At 65.3% G+C, this 19,754-nt stretch carries 18 protein-coding genes and 1 pseudogene; 15 read left to right on the forward strand and 4 right to left on the reverse strand.

Features of this window, described 5'->3' with window-relative positions; translation table 11 throughout:
* Window positions 1-583, forward strand: a pseudogene (locus NKF06_RS13545) (translation initiation factor 2); the annotation flags it as partial.
* Between the two features lie 247 nt (window positions 584-830).
* Here the strand turns inward: NKF06_RS13545 and NKF06_RS13550 are convergent.
* Together NKF06_RS13550 and NKF06_RS13555 are read right to left on the reverse strand one after the other, a co-directional pair.
* Entirely contained in the window at window positions 831-2,543 is a 1,713-nt protein-coding gene (locus NKF06_RS13550) for an alpha-glucosidase (RefSeq protein WP_253245696.1), read from the reverse strand.
* Window positions 2,540-4,252: an alpha-glucosidase gene (locus NKF06_RS13555; RefSeq protein WP_058825879.1), complete on the reverse strand. Its 1,713-nt coding sequence runs from the start codon at window positions 4,250-4,252 to the stop codon at window positions 2,540-2,542. The genes NKF06_RS13550 and NKF06_RS13555 overlap by 4 nt, the downstream gene beginning before the upstream one ends.
* A gap of 261 nt (window positions 4,253-4,513) precedes the next feature.
* On the opposite strand from NKF06_RS13555, the gene NKF06_RS13560 reads away from it, so the two are divergent.
* From NKF06_RS13560 to ddh, 10 genes are all read left to right on the forward strand, one after another.
* Window positions 4,514-6,391, forward strand: a complete 1,878-nt coding sequence (locus tag NKF06_RS13560; RefSeq protein WP_253245697.1) for an ABC transporter substrate-binding protein — start codon at window positions 4,514-4,516, stop codon at window positions 6,389-6,391.
* 9 nt (window positions 6,392-6,400) lie between these two features.
* Complete coding sequence (locus NKF06_RS13565; RefSeq protein ID WP_050459288.1) at window positions 6,401-7,411, forward strand: ABC transporter permease; 1,011 nt, start codon at window positions 6,401-6,403, stop codon at window positions 7,409-7,411.
* A 172-nt stretch (window positions 7,412-7,583) separates the two neighbouring features.
* Window positions 7,584-8,564 (forward strand): ABC transporter permease, encoded by a 981-nt coding sequence (locus tag NKF06_RS13570; RefSeq protein ID WP_253245698.1) that lies wholly within the window; start codon window positions 7,584-7,586, stop codon window positions 8,562-8,564.
* Window position 8,565: 1 nt separating this feature from the next.
* Window positions 8,566-9,618 carry an ABC transporter ATP-binding protein gene (locus tag NKF06_RS13575; RefSeq protein ID WP_058825882.1) on the forward strand — a complete coding sequence of 351 codons (1,053 nt, stop codon included), beginning with the start codon at window positions 8,566-8,568 and terminating at the stop codon, window positions 9,616-9,618.
* Window positions 9,615-10,775, forward strand: a complete 1,161-nt coding sequence (locus NKF06_RS13580; RefSeq protein WP_058825883.1) for an ABC transporter ATP-binding protein — start codon at window positions 9,615-9,617, stop codon at window positions 10,773-10,775. Before NKF06_RS13575 ends, NKF06_RS13580 begins: the two co-directional genes overlap by 4 nt.
* Window positions 10,776-10,805: 30 nt before the next feature.
* Window positions 10,806-11,012 carry a hypothetical protein gene (locus tag NKF06_RS13585; RefSeq protein ID WP_050459284.1) on the forward strand — a complete coding sequence of 69 codons (207 nt, stop codon included), beginning with the start codon at window positions 10,806-10,808 and terminating at the stop codon, window positions 11,010-11,012.
* 32 nt (window positions 11,013-11,044) lie between these two features.
* The gene (locus NKF06_RS13590; protein WP_058825884.1) at window positions 11,045-11,500 is read left to right on the forward strand and encodes a universal stress protein; all 456 of its coding nucleotides are present in this window, start codon (window positions 11,045-11,047) and stop codon (window positions 11,498-11,500) included.
* A gap of 122 nt (window positions 11,501-11,622) precedes the next feature.
* Window positions 11,623-12,681, forward strand: coding sequence for a TrmB family transcriptional regulator sugar-binding domain-containing protein (locus NKF06_RS13595; protein ID WP_253245699.1), 1,059 nt, complete (start codon window positions 11,623-11,625; stop codon window positions 12,679-12,681).
* 119 nt (window positions 12,682-12,800) lie between these two features.
* Window positions 12,801-13,571: a DUF3179 domain-containing (seleno)protein gene (locus NKF06_RS13600; RefSeq protein WP_058825886.1), complete on the forward strand. Its 771-nt coding sequence runs from the start codon at window positions 12,801-12,803 to the stop codon at window positions 13,569-13,571.
* A gap of 101 nt (window positions 13,572-13,672) precedes the next feature.
* A complete protein-coding gene (gene ddh / locus NKF06_RS13605) occupies window positions 13,673-14,599 on the forward strand; it encodes a D-2-hydroxyacid dehydrogenase (RefSeq protein ID WP_253245700.1) in 927 nt (308 codons plus the stop codon).
* 53 nt (window positions 14,600-14,652) lie between these two features.
* Here ddh and engB read toward each other — a convergent pair whose 3' ends face one another.
* Both engB and NKF06_RS13615 read right to left on the reverse strand, forming a co-directional pair.
* Window positions 14,653-15,270, reverse strand: a complete 618-nt coding sequence (engB, locus tag NKF06_RS13610; RefSeq protein ID WP_058825888.1) for a GTP-binding protein EngB — start codon at window positions 15,268-15,270, stop codon at window positions 14,653-14,655.
* Between the two features lie 139 nt (window positions 15,271-15,409).
* Window positions 15,410-15,742, reverse strand: coding sequence for a hypothetical protein (locus NKF06_RS13615; protein WP_058825889.1), 333 nt, complete (start codon window positions 15,740-15,742; stop codon window positions 15,410-15,412).
* A 478-nt stretch (window positions 15,743-16,220) separates the two neighbouring features.
* On the opposite strand from NKF06_RS13615, the gene NKF06_RS13620 reads away from it, so the two are divergent.
* From NKF06_RS13620 to NKF06_RS13635, 4 genes are all read left to right on the forward strand, one after another.
* On the forward strand, window positions 16,221-16,883 hold the full coding sequence (locus NKF06_RS13620; protein ID WP_253245701.1) for a helix-turn-helix domain-containing protein: 663 nt from the start codon (window positions 16,221-16,223) through the stop codon (window positions 16,881-16,883).
* Between the two features lie 84 nt (window positions 16,884-16,967).
* Window positions 16,968-17,690, forward strand: coding sequence for a 5-formyltetrahydrofolate cyclo-ligase (locus tag NKF06_RS13625; RefSeq protein ID WP_253245702.1), 723 nt, complete (start codon window positions 16,968-16,970; stop codon window positions 17,688-17,690).
* 42 nt (window positions 17,691-17,732) lie between these two features.
* Entirely contained in the window at window positions 17,733-19,037 is a 1,305-nt protein-coding gene (locus NKF06_RS13630) for a TIGR00341 family protein (protein ID WP_253245703.1), read from the forward strand.
* 138 nt (window positions 19,038-19,175) lie between these two features.
* Window positions 19,176-19,754, forward strand: a 579-nt coding sequence (locus NKF06_RS13635) for an SIMPL domain-containing protein (RefSeq protein ID WP_253245704.1), incomplete at its 3' end; no start/stop codon positions are given.

Here is a 19,754-nt window from a genome sequence, read left to right on the forward strand (position 1 = left end):
CGAACTCGTCCGCGAACGCGGGTTCGACCGACTCGCCACGCTCTCGCGGTCGGGGACGGTCCTCGCCGCGCTCGAAGCCGCCGGGGCGAGCGTCCTCGTTTCCGAATCCCGACCGGGCGGCGAGGGTGTCGGCGTCGCCGAGAGCCTCGCCCGAGGCGGCCAGGATGCGACGCTGACGACCGACGCGGCACTCCCCGGACTCGTCGCGGGCGGAAGAGCAGACGCGGTTCTCCTCGGGGCCGACTCGGTGCTCGCGTCCGGCGGCGTCGTCAATAAGGTCGGAAGCCTCCCCGTGGCGCTCGCGGCCGCCCGCGCCGACGTCCCCGTGTTCGCCGTCTGCGCCCGCGACAAGATTCGCGGCGACGACCGCTTCGTCGGCGAGGACGCGGGCGCGCTGTACGACGGCGAGGCCGCGGTAGGAACCGAGAACCCGCTTTTCGAGGTCGTCCCCGCGGATCTCGTGACTGGTGTCGTCACCGAGGGCGGCGTGTTAGACGCCGATGCGGTTTCTACGATTGCGGAAGAACACGCCGCGCTCGCCGAGTTGGACTTCCGGGACGGGGTGGCTGAGGAGACCGGCTGATTGCGGACCAGTCGCAGGCCGAAAAGGGTGGATTCTTGAGCGTCCGACTCTGACGGCGACACGGTGGCGATGACGAAGGTTACCCCCACTCAGCCCCTTGTGATGACACGTTACAACTGAGCCACCATCTTACTACCGCGCCGAGTCGACACGACACATCCTCTAGTATCGCGTGTGTTTCGCCTGCGACCACTACTCAGAGAACGCGAGTGAGAACAGAGAGACGGGAACGCCGGTTCGGCGTCCCTCAGGCGGAACCGACTCGGTAGACCGTCGCCTCGTAGGGTTCGAACGACCCGGCGGACGGGTCGTCGGAAACGCCGTCGTAGTTACTGAGCACCACTTCGGCGTGGCTCGTCTCCACCACGAGGTCGTCGAGGGTCGCGGTGTCGTCGGACCAGTTGAGAACGACCAGCATCCGCTCGTCGCCGAGCGTTCGCGTATACGCGTATAGCTGCTCGTCGTCCGGGAGCACGTCGTCGTACTCACCGTAGACGAACGCGTCTTCGTCGTGACGGAGGTCGATAAGCCGCCGGTAGTGGTTCCAGACGGAGTCCGGGTCGGTAAGCGACGATTCGACGTTGATGTCGGTGTAGTTCTCGTTGGCGGCGAACCACGGGTCGCCGGTGGTGAACCCCGCGTTCGGTTCGTCCGACCACTGCATCGGTGTGCGGGCGTGGTCTCGGCTTCGGTGGTTAACCAGGTCCGCGGCGTCGTCGTAGGTGTCGATAGCACCCTCTTCGAGAAGTTCCTCGACGATGCCGACGGTCATCGGGTCGTCGAGTTCGTCGAGGCTCGAAAACACGTCGTTCGTCATGCCAATCTCTTCGCCCTGATAGATGTACGGCGTTCCGCGAAGCGTCAAGAGAAACGTCGCGACGAGTTTCGCGCTCTCTTCGCGATACGCCTCGTCGTCGCCGAAGTGGGAAACGAGTCGGGGCTGGTCGTGATTCCCGAAGAAGAGCGCGGGCCAGTCGATTTCGCCCTGCTGCTGGCCGATAATCTCCTTGAGATCAGTGAGGTCCCACTCGCCGAACTGTTCCGGGTCCCACGGGCCGTCCGGCCCGGCGGTGACCCCCATGTGCTCGAACTGGAAGACCGTGTTGAGCCCGTCCTCGCCGGTGTACTCGTCCACCTGCTCAATGTCTGCGCCCCCCATCTCACCGACGGTCATCGTGTCGTATCCCTCGAACGCCGTCGCGAGTTCAGTAAGATACTCGCGAAGGCGAGGGCCGTGGCTGAAGTGTTCCAGCCCGGTAATCGGTTCGTCGGAGTCCCCGTCGGGGTATCCGTCGGCCTTCGAGAGGTGGTCGATGGCGTCGAGGCGAAAGCCGTCGATACCCTTCTCGAGCCACCACGTGACCACGTCCGCGACGGCGTCTCGGACGTCGGGGTTGCGCCAGTTCAGGTCCGGTTGTTCGGGGTCGAAGAGGTGGAGGTACCACTGTCCGCGTTCCTCGTCGTAGGACCAGGCGGGACCGCCGAAAATCGACTGCCAGTTGTTCGGCGGTTCGTCAGGGTCGCCGTCTTGCCAGTGATAATAGTCTTCGTAGCCGTCCTCGCAACGCCGGGACTTCTGGAACCACACGTGTTGTTTCGAGGTGTGGTTGACGACGAGGTCCATGATGAGGCGGATGTCTCGTTCGTGGAGGGCGTCGCGGAGCGCTTCCCAGTCCGCCATCGTCCCGAACTCGTCCATTATCGAGCGGTAGTCGCGGATGTCGTAGCCGTTGTCGGCGTTCGGCGAGTCGTACACCGGACAGAGCCAGACGACGTCGACACCTAATTCGTCGAGGTAGTCCGCTTTTTCGGTGATGCCGGGGATATCGCCGACGCCGGTACCGTCGCTGTCGTTGAAGCTACGTGGGTAAATCTGGTAGACGACCGCCTCCTTCCACCACGCTCGGTCGACGTTCGTGTCTCGGGGCAGTGCTATCGTCTGGGAGTCGTGTGTCGTCATCGTGTCTGGGTGTGCTGTGTCGGCGTGAGGTAGACGCGGGCCTCGTACGGCCCGAGTTCGAACGTGTCGCTCGGCACGGTCGGAGCGTCGGCGTTCGCGATGGCGAGTTCGAGCCCATCGAGGGCGACACCCGCTGCCACGAACTCGACTGGTTCCGATTCGAAGTTGAGGACCACCAGACCGCGTTCATCGCCGAGCGTTCGCGTGTACGCGAAGACGGCGGGGTGGTCGGGGAGGAGGAGTTCGAACTCACCGTACACCAAGACGTCGCGCTCGTCGCGCAGTTCGATGAGGTCGCGGTAGTAGTGTAAGACCGAGTCCTCGTCCGCGCGGGCCCGCTCCACGTTGACCGTCTCGTAGTTCGAGTTGCACTGTATCCACGGCTCGCCCTCGGTGAATCCGGCATTCGGGTCGTCCGACCACTGCATCGGCGTGCGGGCGTTGTCCCGGCCGACGTACTCGATGGCGTCCCGAACGTCCTCGTAGGACTGGACGTCGCTTCGTTCGAGAGATTCCTCGATGAAGTTCAGCGACTCGACGTCTCGGAGGTCGTCCGGAGACGCGAACGAGGCGTTCGTCATCCCGATCTCCTCGCCCTGATAGATGAACGGCGTCCCCTGGAGCGTGTGGGTGAGCGTTCCGAGGAGTTTCGCCGACTCGCGGCGATAGTCGCCGTCGTCGCCGAACCGAGAGACCATCCGCGGTTGGTCGTGGTTGTTCAGATAGACGCTGTTCCATCCGTCGGCTTCGAGGCCGGTCTGCCACTTCGAGAGAATCTCTTTGAACTCGACGAGCGACCAGTCACCGGCGTCCCACTTGTGCTCGTCGTGGTCGAACGTGACGTGTTCGAACTGGAACACCATCGAGAGACCGTCCCCGTCCGAGCCGACGTACTCCTTGGCGTCGTCAACGCCGACACCCGGCGTCTCGCCGATGGTCAAGAGCGAATCGTCCGAGAGCACTCGGTCGCGCATCTCTCGGAGGTACTCGTGGATGTTCGGCCCGTTGAAGAAGTGCTCTGTACCGGTTTGTCCCGCCCCCGGCTCGCCGTCGGGCAGGTCTTCGGCCTTGGAGATGAGGTTGATGACGTCCATTCGGAAGCCGTCGATGCCCTGCGAGAGCCACCACTCCATCATCTCGTAGACGGAGTCGCGGACGGCCGGATTGCGCCAGTTGAGGTCGGGTTGGTTCTCGTCGAACAGGTGCAGATACCACTGCTCGCGTTCGTCGTCGTAGGTCCACGCGGGGCCGCCGAAGCACGACTCCCAGTTGTTCGGCGGTTCGTCCGGACTCCCGTCGCGCCAGATGTAGTAGTCCTCGTACTCCCCGTCGCGCCGCCGAGAGCGCTGGAACCACTCGTGTTCTTTCGAGGTATGGTTGACCACGAGGTCCATGACGAGCCGGATATCTCGCTCGTGGAGGGCACCGAGGAGTCGCCTCCAGTCGTCCATGTCGCCATAGGCGGGGTGTATCGACCGGTAGTCGCTGATGTCGTAGCCGTTGTCCGCCTGCGGCGACTCGTAGACGGGACAGAGCCAGACGGCGTCGACCCCGAGTTCGTCGAGGTAGTCGACCCGGCGCTCGATGCCCCGAAGGTCGCCGACACCGTCGCCGTCGGCGTCGTTGAAGCTCTTCGGATATATCTGGTAGACGACCGCCTCCTTCCACCACTGACTGTCCGTTGCCGCTTTCGTCTCCACGGAACTCATTGCTCCTCACCGCTGTCGCTCGGTCCGTACCGCGAACCGCACGCGTACCGCGTCGCCTTCGTGAACGTTCGATGCGGGAGTTCGTTCGCCGCTTGGGGCCCGTAGCGTGGTTCTATTGCGTTCATTGTTCGTGTCTGCGGGATGTTCTCCCGTCGCTACCTCAGATGGTAACCGAGAACACACTTAAAGGAGAGTAAAATCGCGAAGAACAGTTTCTACCCGAAATTATTTACTCTAGTGTGTAACAATCGTAGGTGAACCATGACGAATGATGACATGGGAAGCACGGAGCGTTCGCCGGTTTCGCGGCGTCAGTTCGTGCAGGCACTCGGCGCAGCAGGGGTAACAGCGGGGCTCGCGGGCTGTGGCGGACAGCAAGCGACTCAAACGACGACTGAAAGCGAGAACGGAGGTGGTGGAGCGGACACCGCGACCGAAACGACGACGCCGGTCGAGGTCGACAGCGAGTCGCTCGCGCTCATCCAAGAGTTGGCGTACGTCACCAACCAGACGCTTCCCGTGCTCCCACTGCAGGAGAAACTGGCACAGTCGTTCCAGACGACCGACGATTGGAACGTTCCGTCAAAAGACAGCGAGCAGATCCAGACGTACTGGCCGACTGACTGGCTTCCGCGGTACGGTGAGTGGACGTCCTCGGACGAGAGTTCAGACGAGCGGATGACGCTGGCTCAGTGGGCCGTTCCGAAGGACTCGCAGTACAACCCGTGGAACGCCAAGAACTTCGCGGAGCCGCGTCGGACGCTGTTCGACCGGTTCATGAACTACAACCTCGAGACGCAGGAGTACTCCGGCTACCTCGTCTCGGACTGGGAACTCGACGGGGAGACGTTGACCCTGAGCGTGCGAGAGGGACAGACGTGGCACGACGGGACAGCCGTCACCGCGACGGACGTGGTGAACCAGATCAAACTCGACATCTACAACGGCGGCAGTCTCCGCCGGTTCGTCGCGCCGGACGACGAGGGTAACGTCGCCGACCGGGTGACCGCGACCGACGAGTCGACGGCCGAAATATCGTTGGCGACTCAGGTCAACGAGGACATCTTACTGGCGTATCTCCAGCCGAAGTACCTCGTCGCACACGAGGAGACGTACGGCGAGTTCGTGACGCGACTCGACGAGGCCGAGTCGTCCGACGAGCGGAGTTCGGTGTTGGGAGAACTCACGAGCAAAGTCGTCTCGGAACCGGTCGGGTCGGGACCGTTCACGTTCGAGGACGCCGACACCCAGCGGACGCTCGTGTCGAAGTACGAGGACCACCCGGACGCGGCGAACATCAACTTCGACGAGGTGGAGTACCTCTACAAGCCGTCGAACCAGAGCCGGTGGAACTCGCTCATCAACGAGGAGACCGACGGGTCGGCGACGCTGTTCATGCCCAATAACAAGTTGAACCAACTCCCGGACTCCGTCCAGACGTCGCTTATTCCGCGGCACTGGGGGCTCGGCCTGCTGTTCAACCACGAGCGTGAACCCGTGTCCGACCCGCGCGTTCGCAAAGCTATCGCCCACGTCATCAACCGTGAGGACGTCGCGATGAACTCCGGTGCGGGGACTAACTCGAAAATCGCGGTCACGTACCCGAGCGGCCTGACGAGCGAACTGAGCGGCCAGGTCGAGGGAACGTGGCTTGACGGCGTCCTCGACAAGTTCGAGACGTACGGTCGCGGGGAGTCCCAGACCGACAAAGCCGCCGCGCTCCTCGAAGAGGCGGGCTACCAGAAACAGAACGGAACGTGGCGGAAAGACGGCGAAACGCTCCGCATCCCCATCAAGGGGCCGTCGGGGTTCTCTGACTGGGTCGCCGGTGCACAGACCGCCGTTTCCCAACTCAACCAGTTCGGTATCAAATCGGAGTCCGTCATGAAGGATAACTCCGCCTACTGGGGGCAGGACTACGTGAACGGCGACTTCGTGGTCGCCCTGCAAGGGTGGGCGTCGTACGAAAACTCGCACCCGTACTTCCACTTCAAGTTCCTGTACGACAGCTCCGACGCGGCGGACTACTGGAACATGCCCGAACAGATCGACTCGCCGGTTCTCCACGACCAACTCCGGGACGGAGAGGCGGTCACGCCCGCGGAACTCGTGACGGAACTATCCACGGCTGGTGAGTGAGGCGGACCGATGAGCTACGTACTCAAGCGACTCGGTCGGTCGTTTCTCACCATCTTCGTGGTGGTGTCGGCGAGCTTCGGTCTCATCAGGCTCCTCCCCGGCGGACCGCTGGACTACCTCCGGGCGCAGATGATTCAACAGGGCGGAAGCGACCTGTCGACCGCGGAGATTAACCGACGAATCGCGGCCCAGACCAACATCGCGGTCGACGAACCGGTGTACGTTCAGTACATCGACTACATGACCGCCATCTTCCGGGGAGACTTCGGTCAGTCGATCTGGTACGACCAATCGGTCGCAGGCGTGATCGGACCGGCCATCCCATGGACCGTGTTCCTGACGGCGACCGCGCTCTTCCTCGCGTTCACTGTCGGGGTGTCGCTGGGCGCGTTCATGGCCTACAAGGAGGGTTCGACGTTCGACGTCGGCAGCACGGGCGTCGGGCTGGTTCTCAACTCGACGCCGGGCTACGTCGTCGCCTTGCTGTTCATCGCCTTCCTAGGCTACCGGCTTCAGTTGTTCCCGACGGGCGGGCGGTACGCCTCGGAACTGACGCCCGGACTCAACGTCCCCTTCCTCGCGAGCGTGCTGTATCACGGGACGCTCCCGATTCTGTCGATGGCGATTGTGGCGTTCGGCGGATGGGCGCTGAGCATGCGCGGAAACAGTATCCGCGTCCTCGGCGAGGACTACCTCAGGGTCGCGAGGCTCCGTGGGCTTCCCACCCGCCGTATCGCGCTCCGGTACGTCGCTCGGAACGCGATTCTGCCGATGTACACCGGGCTGATGATCGCCATCGGGACGGTCTTCGGCGGCGCGGTCATCATCGAGAACATCTTCGCGTACCCCGGTATCGGCTTCTACCTGATTCAGGCCATCAACGCGCGGGATTCGCCGCTGATGATGGGTGCGTTCATCCTCATCACCGTCGCGATGGTCATCGGCATCACCGTCGCGGACCTGACGTACGGGTGGCTCGACCCCCGCGCCAAAGGAGGTGCTTCGCGTGAGTCCTACTGAGCCGACAGACGGCGCGTCCGGCGGTTCGTCGGGCGACGAGACCGCGGACCCGCTCGTCGAAGCACTCAGCTGTGACACCGACGCAGGTTCCGCTTCGCGTGAGAGAGATCGGCGATCTGCCGTCACCGGACACGACGGAACGGGGCGACCAGTCGCGGACGGCGGAAAGACTGTGTCCGAGTTCGAGCGGATGGCGGAGGTCTCGATGACCAACGCCGAGCGTCGCCGCCAGTGGCTCGACGAGGCGGTGCTCGCACCCGCGCGAATCGTGTGGGACGACTGGCGCGCCAGAGCCGGACTACTCGTCGTCGTCACCTACCTGCTGCTGGGAACGGTCGGACCGCTGTTCGTCAGTGAACCCAAACCGAACCAGGGGCCGCTTCTCGTCGGCGCGTTCCGGACGCTCGAATACCCGCTGGGAACGACCGCGTCGGGAACGAACATCCTCTCGCAGATAGTCCACGCCACGCCGTCGATGCTCGTCATGATCACCGCGGGTGCGGTGTTCACCGTCGTTCTCGGCACGGCCATCGGCACGCTTGCCGGCTACAAGGGCGGCCAGACGGATAGCGTCTTGATGACCGTTACGGACATCATGATGACCGTTCCCGGACTCCCGCTGACCATCGTCCTCGCGACGGCGCTGCAGATCAAAGGGAATCCGGCCGTCATCGGCGTCCTCATCACGATTAACGCCTGGGCCGGGCTGGCCCGCGCGATTCGCTCGCAGGTGCTCACCATCAGAGACGACGAGTACGTCGAGGCCTCCCGCATCATGGGGATGAGCACGCCGACCATCGTCGCCGGCGACATCATCCCGAACCTGATGCCGTACATCACGATGAACTTCGTCCAACAGGCCCGCGCGGTCATCTTCGGCTCCGTGGGGCTGTACTTCCTCGGCGTGCTCCCGTACAACAAGGTCAACTGGGGCGTCATGATGAACGCGGCGGTCAACCGGGCCGGCGCCACCTCCTCGCCATCGGCCTTCCACTGGTTGCTGATGCCGATGCTCACGATCATCGTCCTCGCACTCGGGCTGACCCTCCTCGCACAGGGAGCAGACCGCATCTTCAACCCGAGAGTCCGTGCCCGACACGCGAAATCCGTCGCCAGCGGCGACGGCGACGCCCCAAACACGGGTGATATCTAACATGCCACGAGACAGCCAGACAGAACGACGCGGCGCGCACGACCCTATCATAGAGGTCCGAAACGCGAGCGTCACCTACGACTTAGAGTACAGGGACGCGATGGTACTCGACGACGTGAGTATCGACCTCAGACGCGGGGAGATACTCGGCGTCGTCGGCGAATCGGGGTCGGGGAAGTCGATGCTCGCCAACGCGATGATGGACGCGGTCGAAGAACCCGGAATTACCACCGGTGAGATTCGATATTACCCCGAGCGCGGAAGCGAGCCCGTGAACATCCTCGACCTCTCGGACGAGGAACTGCGGTCGCTCCGATGGGAAGAGATATCCATGGTGTTCCAGGGAGCACTCTCCTCGTTCAACCCCACGATGACCGTCCGCGGTCACTTCGAGGAGACCCTCGACGCCCACGACTACGACGTCGAGGAGGGAATGGAACGGGCGCGGGAACTCCTCGAAGACCTGTATCTGGACCCCGACCGAGTGCTGGACTCCTACTCCCACGAACTCTCCGGGGGAATGAGTCAGCGAGCGCTCATCGCGCTTTCGCTCGTCTTAGAGCCGCAGGTGCTCTTGATGGACGAACCGACGGCGGCGCTGGACCTGCTGATGCAGCGGTCCATCCTGAGCCTGCTCGACGATATCAAGGAGAAGTACAACCTCTCTATCCTCTTTATCACGCACGACCTTCCGCTCGTGTCCGGGCTGGCCGACCGGCTCGCCATCCTCTACGCGTTCGAACTCGCGGAGGTCGGCCCGAGCGAACAGGTCGTTCGAAACTCCCAACACCCGTACACGCGGGCGCTCCTGAGAGCGGTCCCGAGCCTCGATGCCCCGTTGGAGACGATGCGACCGATACCGGGCAGCGCGCCGAACCCGGCGAATACGCCGAACGGCTGTCACTACGCGCCGCGGTGTCCCCTCGCGACCGACGAGTGTCACGAAGAGACCCCTCCGTGGTTCGACACCGCAGACGATCAGCGGACGGCGTGTTTCAACCACGACGACGCCGGCGATGCGGTTCCGCTGGAACTGGAGGTGGTCGAGTCATGAGCGACCAACGCAACTCGACGGGAAGTCAAACGACCGACCGGGACGACGAGACTGTCGTCTCGCTCGAAGACGTCTCCGTGCACTTCGAGAAAGAACAAGGGCTCGTCGACTCGCTGTTCAACGACGCACAGCGGGTGAAGGCAGTCGACGGCGTCTCTATCGATATCCCGGAGAACGAAGTCCTCGCGCTGGTCGGCGAGTCCGGGTGCGGAAAGACGACTCTCGGAAAGACGATAATCGGCGTTCAACGGCCCACGGACGGGACGGTGACCTACCGAGGCCAAGACGTGTGGGACGCCAAGGACGGAAACAGAGACGCGAGCGTCTCGTACGGTGACATCCGCAAGGCACTCCAGATAATCCATCAGGACCCCGGCGCAGCGCTCAATCCCAATCGGAAGGTGCTGACCTCGCTCGAAGCGCCGCTCAAGCGGTGGAACTCCGAGCTGTCTACCGAGGACCGGCGCGCGCGAATCTTCGCGCTCCTGGATCGAGTCGGGATGCAGCCGCCCCAGGAGTACGCACACAGGTACCCGCACCAGCTGAGCGGCGGGGAGCAACAGCGCGTCGCACTCGTGCGTGCACTGCTGATGAACCCAGATGTCATCCTCGCTGACGAAGCCGTCAGCGCGCTCGACGTCTCGCTGCGCGTCGAGACGATGGACCTGCTCCTCGAACTTCAATCGCAGTTCAACACGTCGTTCGTCTTCATCTCGCACACGCTGTCGAACGCCCGGTACCTCACCGAGAAGGCCGGCGGCCGCGTCGCCATCATGTACCTCGGGGAAATCGTCGAAATCGGTCCTCCGGAGAAGGTGCTACGCGACCCCAAACACCCCTACTCGAAGGTCCTCCGGTGGGCGACAGCCGACCTCGACCCGAGCCAACAGGAACTGACCGACCCGCCGGTCCGCTCTATCGATATCCCCGACCCGGTGAATCCGCCATCTGGCTGCCACTTCCACACGCGTTGCCCGGAGGCACGCGAGGTGTGTACGACCGAAGCGCCCGAACTCGGCGACGAGGCGGGCCAACCGGGGGCTCACTGCGCCGGTTGTCACCGGACGGACCCGGACCACGAGTACTGGGACAGCGACCCGCTCGATGGCGTCGAACCGACGGATGCACCGCGACCACGGGGAGAGAGCGATGACTGAAACCGTGGACTCCCGCGAGAGGTGCCACCGATGACCGCCGTCTGGCGCGCGTTCTTCGTTTCGGGCGTGGTCTTGCTCGCCTTCCTCGCGCTCTCGCTCCCGTACATCGAACCGGGGACGGCGACGTCCGTTGTCACCCTCCTGAGCCTCGGAATGCTCGGCGTGACGGTCGTCGGTTCGTCCGCGTTCATCTACTTCGACTGGGACCCCTTCGAAGAAATCGAGCTGAGCCGGTGAGACACGAGACACACCCAAACCCATACACAACAATGCCACGCGCACTTGTCGCAATTGACCGGATAGACCGTGACCGAAACCTGCTGGAACGCGCCCGGACGTTCGCCGTCGGGGGCGGGACGGACCTCGTCGTCGTCGCACTCGCGACGCCGGACGAGTACGAAGAAGTCGAACGAACGCTCGATGCCATCGGCCGGGCAGAGCACACGAGCTACGACGAAGACGCTGTCCTCGACGGCGTGTCCGGCGAGGTCGAAGACGCTGCGAGCGAGGTCCTCGGGTCGGCCGTCGACTACGAACTCAGAACCGTCGTCGCGGAGGCGAACGAACAGGCCGCCGCAATCGTCGATATCGCGGAACAGACCGACTGTGACCACGTCTTCCTTTCGGGACCGCGCCGGTCACCGACCAAGAAGGCGCTCTTCGGTGACCGCACCCAGCGGGTCATCCTCGATTTCGAGGGCTACGTGACCGTTGCAGTGAGCTGAAAAACAGTATGTGACAGTTTCACGTCCGGTTCCGTGGTGTCCGATACCGCTCCGACCGCCCGAAGACACCGCACACGACACAAAGTATCTATATGAATGAACAGCTACCTTACGTGAACGAAATGACTCGGTCCAGTGGACTGGACGATGCGACGCTCAGAGAGGAACTGAGCGTCTTCGGCCTGTCCGATACGGAGATCGACACATATCTCGCACTCCTCTCGCTGGGAGAGGCGACGACCCGTGCCATCGCGGAAGCCGCAGACGTCAGCCAACGGGGAGTCTACGGCATCGCCGAGCGACTCGAACGGCGGGGGCTCGTCCGGGTAAAGAAACACGCGTCGCCGACGACGATCAGCGCCTTACCTCCCGAGGAGGCGATGCAGAACCTCTCCACTCGCATCGAATCGATAACGCCGTCGCTCAAGGAGCGGTTCGACGATAGTACCGAGCAGGCACCCGAGATACGAATCATAAAGTCCCGCGAGACCGCGCTCAAACGGATGCGGACCGCCCTCTCGGAGGCGGAGGTCGAGGCGTTAGTCGCCGTGCCAGAACACGTCTATCCCGAGATAGAAGCGGAACTCAAGGACGCGGCCGCCAGAGGCGTGTTTATCTTCCTCCTGCTCGGCGAGATGGACGAGGTGGACGACGATACCCACGAATTCGCCGACGTCGCGGACGCCGTCCGCTACTGGGACGCGAGCCTCCCGTTCCTCTACACCGTCGACGACAAATCCGCGATGATCGGTGACCCCCACGTCCTCGAACTACCACACAACGACAAGGACGCGGTCACCGTCACACAGAACCATCTCGCGGGGTCCGTTCTCGGAATGTATCTCAGCGCCTACTGGCCCGCCTCGAAGCTTCAGTACGTGACAGACCCCGACCCGCTTCCGGCGTCGTACGATTGGTTCCGCGAGGCGGTCTTCCACGCGTTCCTCCATCGGCAAGCGGGGACCGACCTCTGGGCAGACGTCGTGACGGAGAGCGGCGAGGAGTTCTTCGGAAAGATAATCGACATCAGACAGGCGTTCGTCGAACCGGCGTCGAACGACTACACGTTAGAGACGAGCCTCGTTCTCGAGACCCTCGATGGCGAGGTGAGTTTCGGTGGGCCGGGCGCGTTCATCGAGGACCACCGGGCTGAGCGCGTGACGCTCCGGGCCAACCCGTGAGCCCCGTGCCCTCACCTCGCGAAGACTGACGAATCGAGAGGCATCGTTCCCCGTCGTCCCGTGCGACACGGACACACAACCTCCGCAAGGTCCTTGCTATCTCCGCACCGAATTATTGTATGTACCGCCGTGCCTTTCTCGGACTCGTGAGCGCGGCGACCGCCGGCCTCGCGGGTTGTACCGTCGGAGGGATGCGGCCGCCGATGGTGGGATTCCCCGCGCCGGAGAACCCCGACCCGGTCGTCGCGCAGGGCTTCCCGCGGACGGTCTGTAGCGCGCCGCCGAACATCGTCGACGGCATCCACGCCATCGTCGAACCCGCGGTCGCTTCGGGGTGGGCGGGCCGGCGGGTGGACGCGAAGTACCGCTTCGGCGACGACCCCGAACCCGGACTGTACGACGAGACGTACGTCGTCGGCGTCGAGCGCGGCGGGGCGACCCGCGCGTACCCGCTTTCGGTCCTCTGGTGGCACGAGGTCGTCAACGACAGCCTCGGCGGCGAGCCGCTGTTCGTGGCGTACTGCCCGATGTGTCAGGCCGGCCTCGTCGCTGAGCGACTCGTCGAGGGCGTTCCGACGACGTTTCTCCCATCGGGACAGCTGTGGCAGCCGCCCGCGGCTTACGGCTTTACGAGTGCCGCCGAGGGCCGGGTGTTCGGCGCGTCGGTCCTGACCGGCGACACCGAACTCCGCAACGCCGCGAACCTCGTGCTCTACGACGAGGCGACCGGGAGCTACTGGAGCCAACTGCTGGCGACGGGCATCTGCGGGTCGCAGGCCGGCGAGAAACTGGCGATTCTCCCATCGTCGGTGACGACGTGGGCCGAGTGGCGCGCCGACCACCCCGACACCGACGTGCTCCTCCCGCCGCCGTGGTCGAAGACGACGTAAGTCGGGGACTGAGACCGGACAGCAGAAAATCGGACGCCGGAAAACCGGACACCGACGCCGAAGGCGCAACTTCCTTCGTGGGCCGCCGCGACCCCTCGGCCATGCACATCGAACGCATCGCGGTCGACGAGTCGGTCGGTCGCGTGATGCCGCCGGGCCTGTTCGTGGAGGCGCTTTCGAGCTCCGACGTCCCCGTCGAACTCGTCGCCGAGGGAGAGACGTTCGGTCCGGGCGACGCGGTCGTCTCGTTCGGCCACAGAGACGCGTTCGTCGAGGCCGACTGGGTCCACTGCGTTCGCGCCGGCTACGACGAGTTCCCCGTGGACACCTACGAGGCGGCTGGGACGGCGCTCACGAACAGCACCGGCGTCCACGGGACGACGGTCGGCGAGACTGTCGTCGCCTACATGCTGACGCTCGCCCGCCGCCTCCACGCCTACCGCGACGCCCAGCGCGACCGGGAGTGGGATCTGCCCCGCTACAAAGAACCGTTCACCCTCGACGGCGAGCGCGTCTGCGTCGTCGGGCTCGGCACGCTCGGGCGCGGCGTCGCCGACCGCGCGGCCGCCCTCGGCATGGAGGTCGTCGGCGTCCGGCGCTCCGGCGACCCGGTCGAGAACGTCTCGACCGTGTTCACGCCCGACCGGTTCCACGAGGCTATCGCCGACGCCCGGTTCGTCGTGCTGGCGCTACCGCTGACGGATGAGACGACGGGCATGGTCGACGCGCCGGCGTTCGAGGCGATGCGCGAGGACGCCTACCTTGTGAACGTCGCGCGCGGGCCCGTCGTCGACGAAGACGACCTCGTGGCGGCGCTCGACGACGGCGACATCGCGGGCGCGGCGCTCGACGTGTTCGCCGAGGAACCGCTCCCCGCGGAGTCGCCGCTGTGGAGCTTCGACGAGGTGCTCGTCACGCCGCACGTGAGCGCCGCGACGGGGAAGTACCACGAGGACATCGCGGCGCTCGTGCGGGAGAACGTCGAGAAGATAGCCGCCGGCGACCCGCTCACGAACCGGGTGGCGTGAGGGGCCGCCGCGTCCGAACCGGGGGCGAAACGGCCGGCGCGTCGGCGGGCCGCTCAGAGGAACTTGAACAGGTCGTCGCGGCCCTGTTCGTGGAGGTGCGACCGCAGGGCTTCTTCGAGGTGCGAGATGTCGCCGCGCTTGGCCGTGATGGGCGCGATGACGTTCCGCCACTGCTTCCACGGCGGGAAGAGACCGAGGCGGTCACAGAGGTCGTTCAGGCGCTCGTCGCGGTCGTCGACCTTGTCCATCTTGTTGACCGCGACCACGGTCGGGATGTCGAGTTCGTCGAGGAAGAAGAACATCTCCACGTCGTGGGGGATGGAGTCCTCGGTGGTGTGGCGGTCGATGATGTCGATGACGCTTTTCCCGTCGACGACGAGGACCGCCGCGAGGATGTCGTCCGCGTGCTCCTCGATGTACTGGACGACGTCGGTCTTGATGGCCTCGCGGGTGTCGCGGTCGACGCCGGACATGAAGCCGAACCCGGGGAGGTCGGTGAACATGAAGTGCTCCGCGTTCCAGTCGAAGTGGTTGGGTTTGCGGGTGACGCCGGGCTTCTTCCCCGTCGTGAACTTGCTGTGACCCGTCAGCTCTCGCATCAGGGTGGACTTCCCCACGTTCGACCGCCCGACGAGGACGATTTCGTCGCGGTTCGGTCGGTCTTCGAACATACCGGCGGTTCGCCGCCGTGACGGATAAGGTGGGCGGTACGGACGCCGCGCTGCGAGGCGTCGGCGTCGAAAAAATCACGTCTCCGGGCGAGTCGCCCCCACGACGGCTCGCCGACGACGCGTGAATGAGGCGGCCGCGTCAGTCACAGCCGCTCGCCGAGAACTCGCCCGCGTTCTCGTCGAGAAATCGCAACAGCGGCTCGATTTCGTCGAATCGAGGGCCGCGCGCGACGGAACCGAGATGGCGATTCCACTCGACGAAGCCGGCGTCAGCGAGTTTCGGCAGATGAACGTGGAACAGTTCCACCTTCAGTCGGTCGCGGTCGCAGCCGCCACCAACGGCCGCGTCCCGCGTTGCCGCTTCGAGGCGCGCGCGTCTCCGTCGGCGCAGGCCCATCAGCAACTGCCGCCGATGGACGTTTCCGAGGGCGTCGAACGCCTCGTCGAGGCGGGGGGATGTCGCGGCTACCATCGGCACGACCCCCGTTGGATCCGAACAGGCGTCGCGCGACGGGCGCGAGACGCCGAGGCAAAGCGTCTCCCGCGAGTCGCCGGAAGGCCCCGCTCCGGGCACCCGGTGGACACCACCCGATACCGGTACCGTCGAGAGCGCGGCCCGTCACTCACACGTCCGTACGCCTCTGCGCCATCACGACGCGGTCGGGCGGCGTACGGCTGTCGATGTCTGTGTGCGTTCACAACTACGTCCCCCGAGAGAGCATAGCTAGCAAGTCAGCATTCTCTTTCTGCTTTCACAGTCCGGTCATTGAAGTAGCCAATCGGAACCTCCGTTACATGTTATGAACCGAACCTGGTCACGAACGAGTTCTTTCGGGCGGAATACTAGCTGAATGGAGTGAATACCGGCTCCCAGAACAACCCAACACCCGATTTTTAGCAGTGTCTTGACAAAGGAGTTCAATACGGCGGCGGCGAAATGGCAGCCAGTAATGGCCGTAATCGTCGAGTTGACGATCGACTCTGAGAGCTTCGACCTCGGGAGGGTCACCGCCGTGTCGAACGGCGTCCACATCGAGCTAGAGCGCGTCGTCCCGACCGGCGGTGAGGTCATGCCGTTCTTCTGGGCGCGCGGCACCGACTTCGAGGCGTTCGAACGCGCCGTTCGAGACAACAGCATCGTCGACGAGCTGACCGCGGTCGCCCGCGTCGAAAACCGCGTGTTGTACAGAGTCAGTTGGGGTGGGACCACGTCGAGTCTGACCCGGATTCTCACAGACAGCGAGGCGACGATTCTCGAAGCCCACGGCAACGACCCGTGGACGTTCCGCCTCCGATTCAACGACCACGCGGCACTCACCGACTTCCACAACCTCTGTCAGGAGGAGGAGATCGAGTTCCACGTCGAGCGCATCTACACCCTCGCGGAGGGCGAACCGGGAGTCTACAACTTCGACATCACCGACGAACAACAGGAGGCGCTCGTCACCGCCGTCTCGGAGGGCTACTTCGAGGTGCCGCGGCAGACCACGCTCAGCGAGGTGGCCGACCGACTCGGAATCAGCCCGCAGGCCGCCTCCGAGCGCGTCCGCCGCGGGGCCGACACCGTCTTACGGAAGGTGCTGTTGTCGCAGTCGGCGGCCGACCTCTCATAGGCGGCTGCTCGCGCCGAGACACGGTTCGCCCGCGGCCCGAACGGGGGAGCTATTGGTCCGCCGCGAGTACGCGACGGCGACGCGATGGACAAAGCGACGCTCCGAACGACGGTGTGGGACGACCTCGAATCGTCGGGCGCGGCCCGGTTCCCCTTCCCGCCGCACGGCCGCATTCCGAACTTCGCCGACGCGAGCGCGGCCGCCGAGCGACTCGCGGCAACGCCCGAGTGGGCCGACGCCGACGCCGTGAAGGCCAATCCGGACGCCCCGCAACTCCCCGTCAGGCGGCGGGCGCTCCGCGAGGGCAAGACCGTCTACATGGCCGTCCCGCGGCTCCGCGACGAGGAGTGCTTCTACGAGCTCGACCCCGCCCGCATCGACGACGAACACCTCGACAGCGCGCCGACCGTCTCGCACGTCGAGACCTACGCCGACAAAGTCGGTCCCGACGCTCTGCCGCCCATCGACCTCGTCGTCTCGGGGTCGGTCGCCGTCTCCGAGGCGGGCGCTCGCGTCGGGAAGGGCGAGGGATTCAGCGACCTCGAATACGCGGTGTTGCGAGGGCTGGGTGCCGTCTCCGCGGAGACGACCGTGGCGACGACGGTCCACGAGCGGCAGGTCCGCGACGACCTGCCGGTGCCGGACGCCCACGACGTGCCGATGGACCTCGTCGTCACCCCCGAACGGCTGGTCCGAACCGAGACCCCGTATCCGCGCCCGACGGGCATCGACTGGGACGCGCTCCCCGACGAGCGCCTCGACGAGATGCCCGTCCTCCGGCGGTTGCACGACGAGTCGGACGCGTAGCCGAGCCCCTGCTTATTTCACCGCCCGGACCGACGTGAGGCCGTGCGACTCGTACAGGTGTTGGTGCCGACCGGCAAGCGCGAGGCCGTCCTGCGGACGCTCGACGAGGAGGGCGTGGACTACGCCGTCTCCGAAGAGACCTCCGGGCGGGGCTTCGTCGCCGTCGTCACCTTCCCGGTCCCCAAGGAGGCCGTCGAACCGGTGTTGGCGCGACTCCGCGAGGCGGGCGTCGAGCGCGACGCCTACACCGTCGTCGTCGCCGCCGAGACGGTCGCCTCGAAGCGGTTCGACCAACTGCGCGAGCAGTACGAGGAAGACGACGAGAACGGCGACCGCATCGCCCGCGAGGAGTTGGCCTCGAAGGCCGCGGACCTCGCGCCGTCGGTGCCGACCTACGTGCTCATGACGGTCATCTCTGCGCTCGTCGCCACCGCGGGCCTGCTTCTCGACTCGCCGGCCGTGGTCGTCGGCTCGATGGTCATCGCCCCGCTCGTCGGGCCCGCGATGTCCGCGAGCGTCGGCACCGTCGTCGACGACGACGAGATGTTCGCCCGCGGGGTTCGCCTGCAGGCGCTCGGCGGCCTCCTCGCGGTCGGCGCGGCCGCCGTCTTCGCCTTCCTGCTCAGGCAGACCGGGGCGGTCCCGCTGTCGCCCGCGGAGGTGCTGTCGATTCCCGAGGTGGACGAGCGCCTCGCGCCCGACGTGCTGTCGCTCGTCATCGCGCTCGGCGCGGGGGCTGCGGGCGCGATTTCGCTCTCTTCCGGCGTCTCAACCGCGCTCGTCGGCGTCATGATAGCCGCCGCGTTGGTCCCGCCGACCGCCGTCGTCGGCATCGGCATCGCGTGGGGCGCGCCCGAGGCCGTCGTCGGCTCGGCCATCCTCGTCCTCGTCAACATCCTCTCCGTCAACTTCGTCGCCATCGGCGTCCTCTGGCAGCAGGGCTACCGGCCGGAACGTTGGATTCGCCGCGACGAGGCCCGCCGGGCCGCCCTGTTCCGTATCGTCGTCATCGGGGTCGGACTGCTCGTCCTCTCGTCGTTCCTCGGCGCGGTCACCTACACGACCTACCGGAACGCCGACTTCCAGTCCGACGCGCGCGACGCCATCGAGGACGCGCTCTCGGACACCGACGCCCGGCTGCTGTCGATGGAACTGCAGTACGACAGCGGGCCGCTCCAAGAGCCGGACGGCGTCGTCGTGACCGTCGGCTACGACCCGGCCTCCGACCCACCGATGGTCGAACGCGAACTCACGAGGCGGGTGAACGCCGTCGCCCCCGAGCCGCTGTCGCCGTGGGCCACCGGCGAAATCGACGTCGAAGTGCGTTACGTCGCCGTCGTGGAGTAGGTCGAGTTTACCCTCGCTCTCGGCGCGTCGCCGTGCGACCAGCCGGCACGCGCCGGGCGCGTTGTCCCCCGTCTCGAAGGCTACAGTCGCTCTTTGTCTCTAGCGCGGCTTGAATAGCTGAACCGACGTACGATGGGTATGCAACGACGCACGATTGCTCCGATATTCCTCGTTAGCCTCGTCCTCCTCGCGGGCTGTCTCTCGGCACCCCTACAGGCGACGACCGACGGCGGCGTAGACGCGACCAACGCGACGACCATCTCCACGACCGGCACCGGCGAAGTGACCGCCGACGCCGACCTCGCCGTGGTCTCCATCGCCGTGACGACCACCGCCGACTCGGCGGATGAGGCCCGCGGCACCGTCGCCGACGACGTGGCCGCCGTCCGCGCCGCCCTCACCGACGCCGGTATCGCCGAGGACGCCATCCAGACGACCGGCTTCAACATCTACCCCGAGTACGATTACAGCGGCCAAGAGCGCGAACTCCTCGGCTACCGCGCCACCCACACCCTCCGCGTCGAGGTCGCCCCCGACCGCGCCGGTGAAGTCATCGACCTCGCGGTCGGTGCCGGTGCCAGCGAAATCCGCGGCGTCGCCTTCACGCTGACCGACGAGAAGCGCGCCGAACTCCGCGAAGAGGCCCTGACCCGCGCCGTCGACTCCGCGAAGGCCGACGCCGACGCGGTCGCCAGCGCCTCCGGCCTGACCGTCACG

It is taken from the genome of Haloferax sp. AB510 (assembly GCF_024136985.1).
Taxonomy (GTDB): domain Archaea; phylum Halobacteriota; class Halobacteria; order Halobacteriales; family Haloferacaceae; genus Haloferax.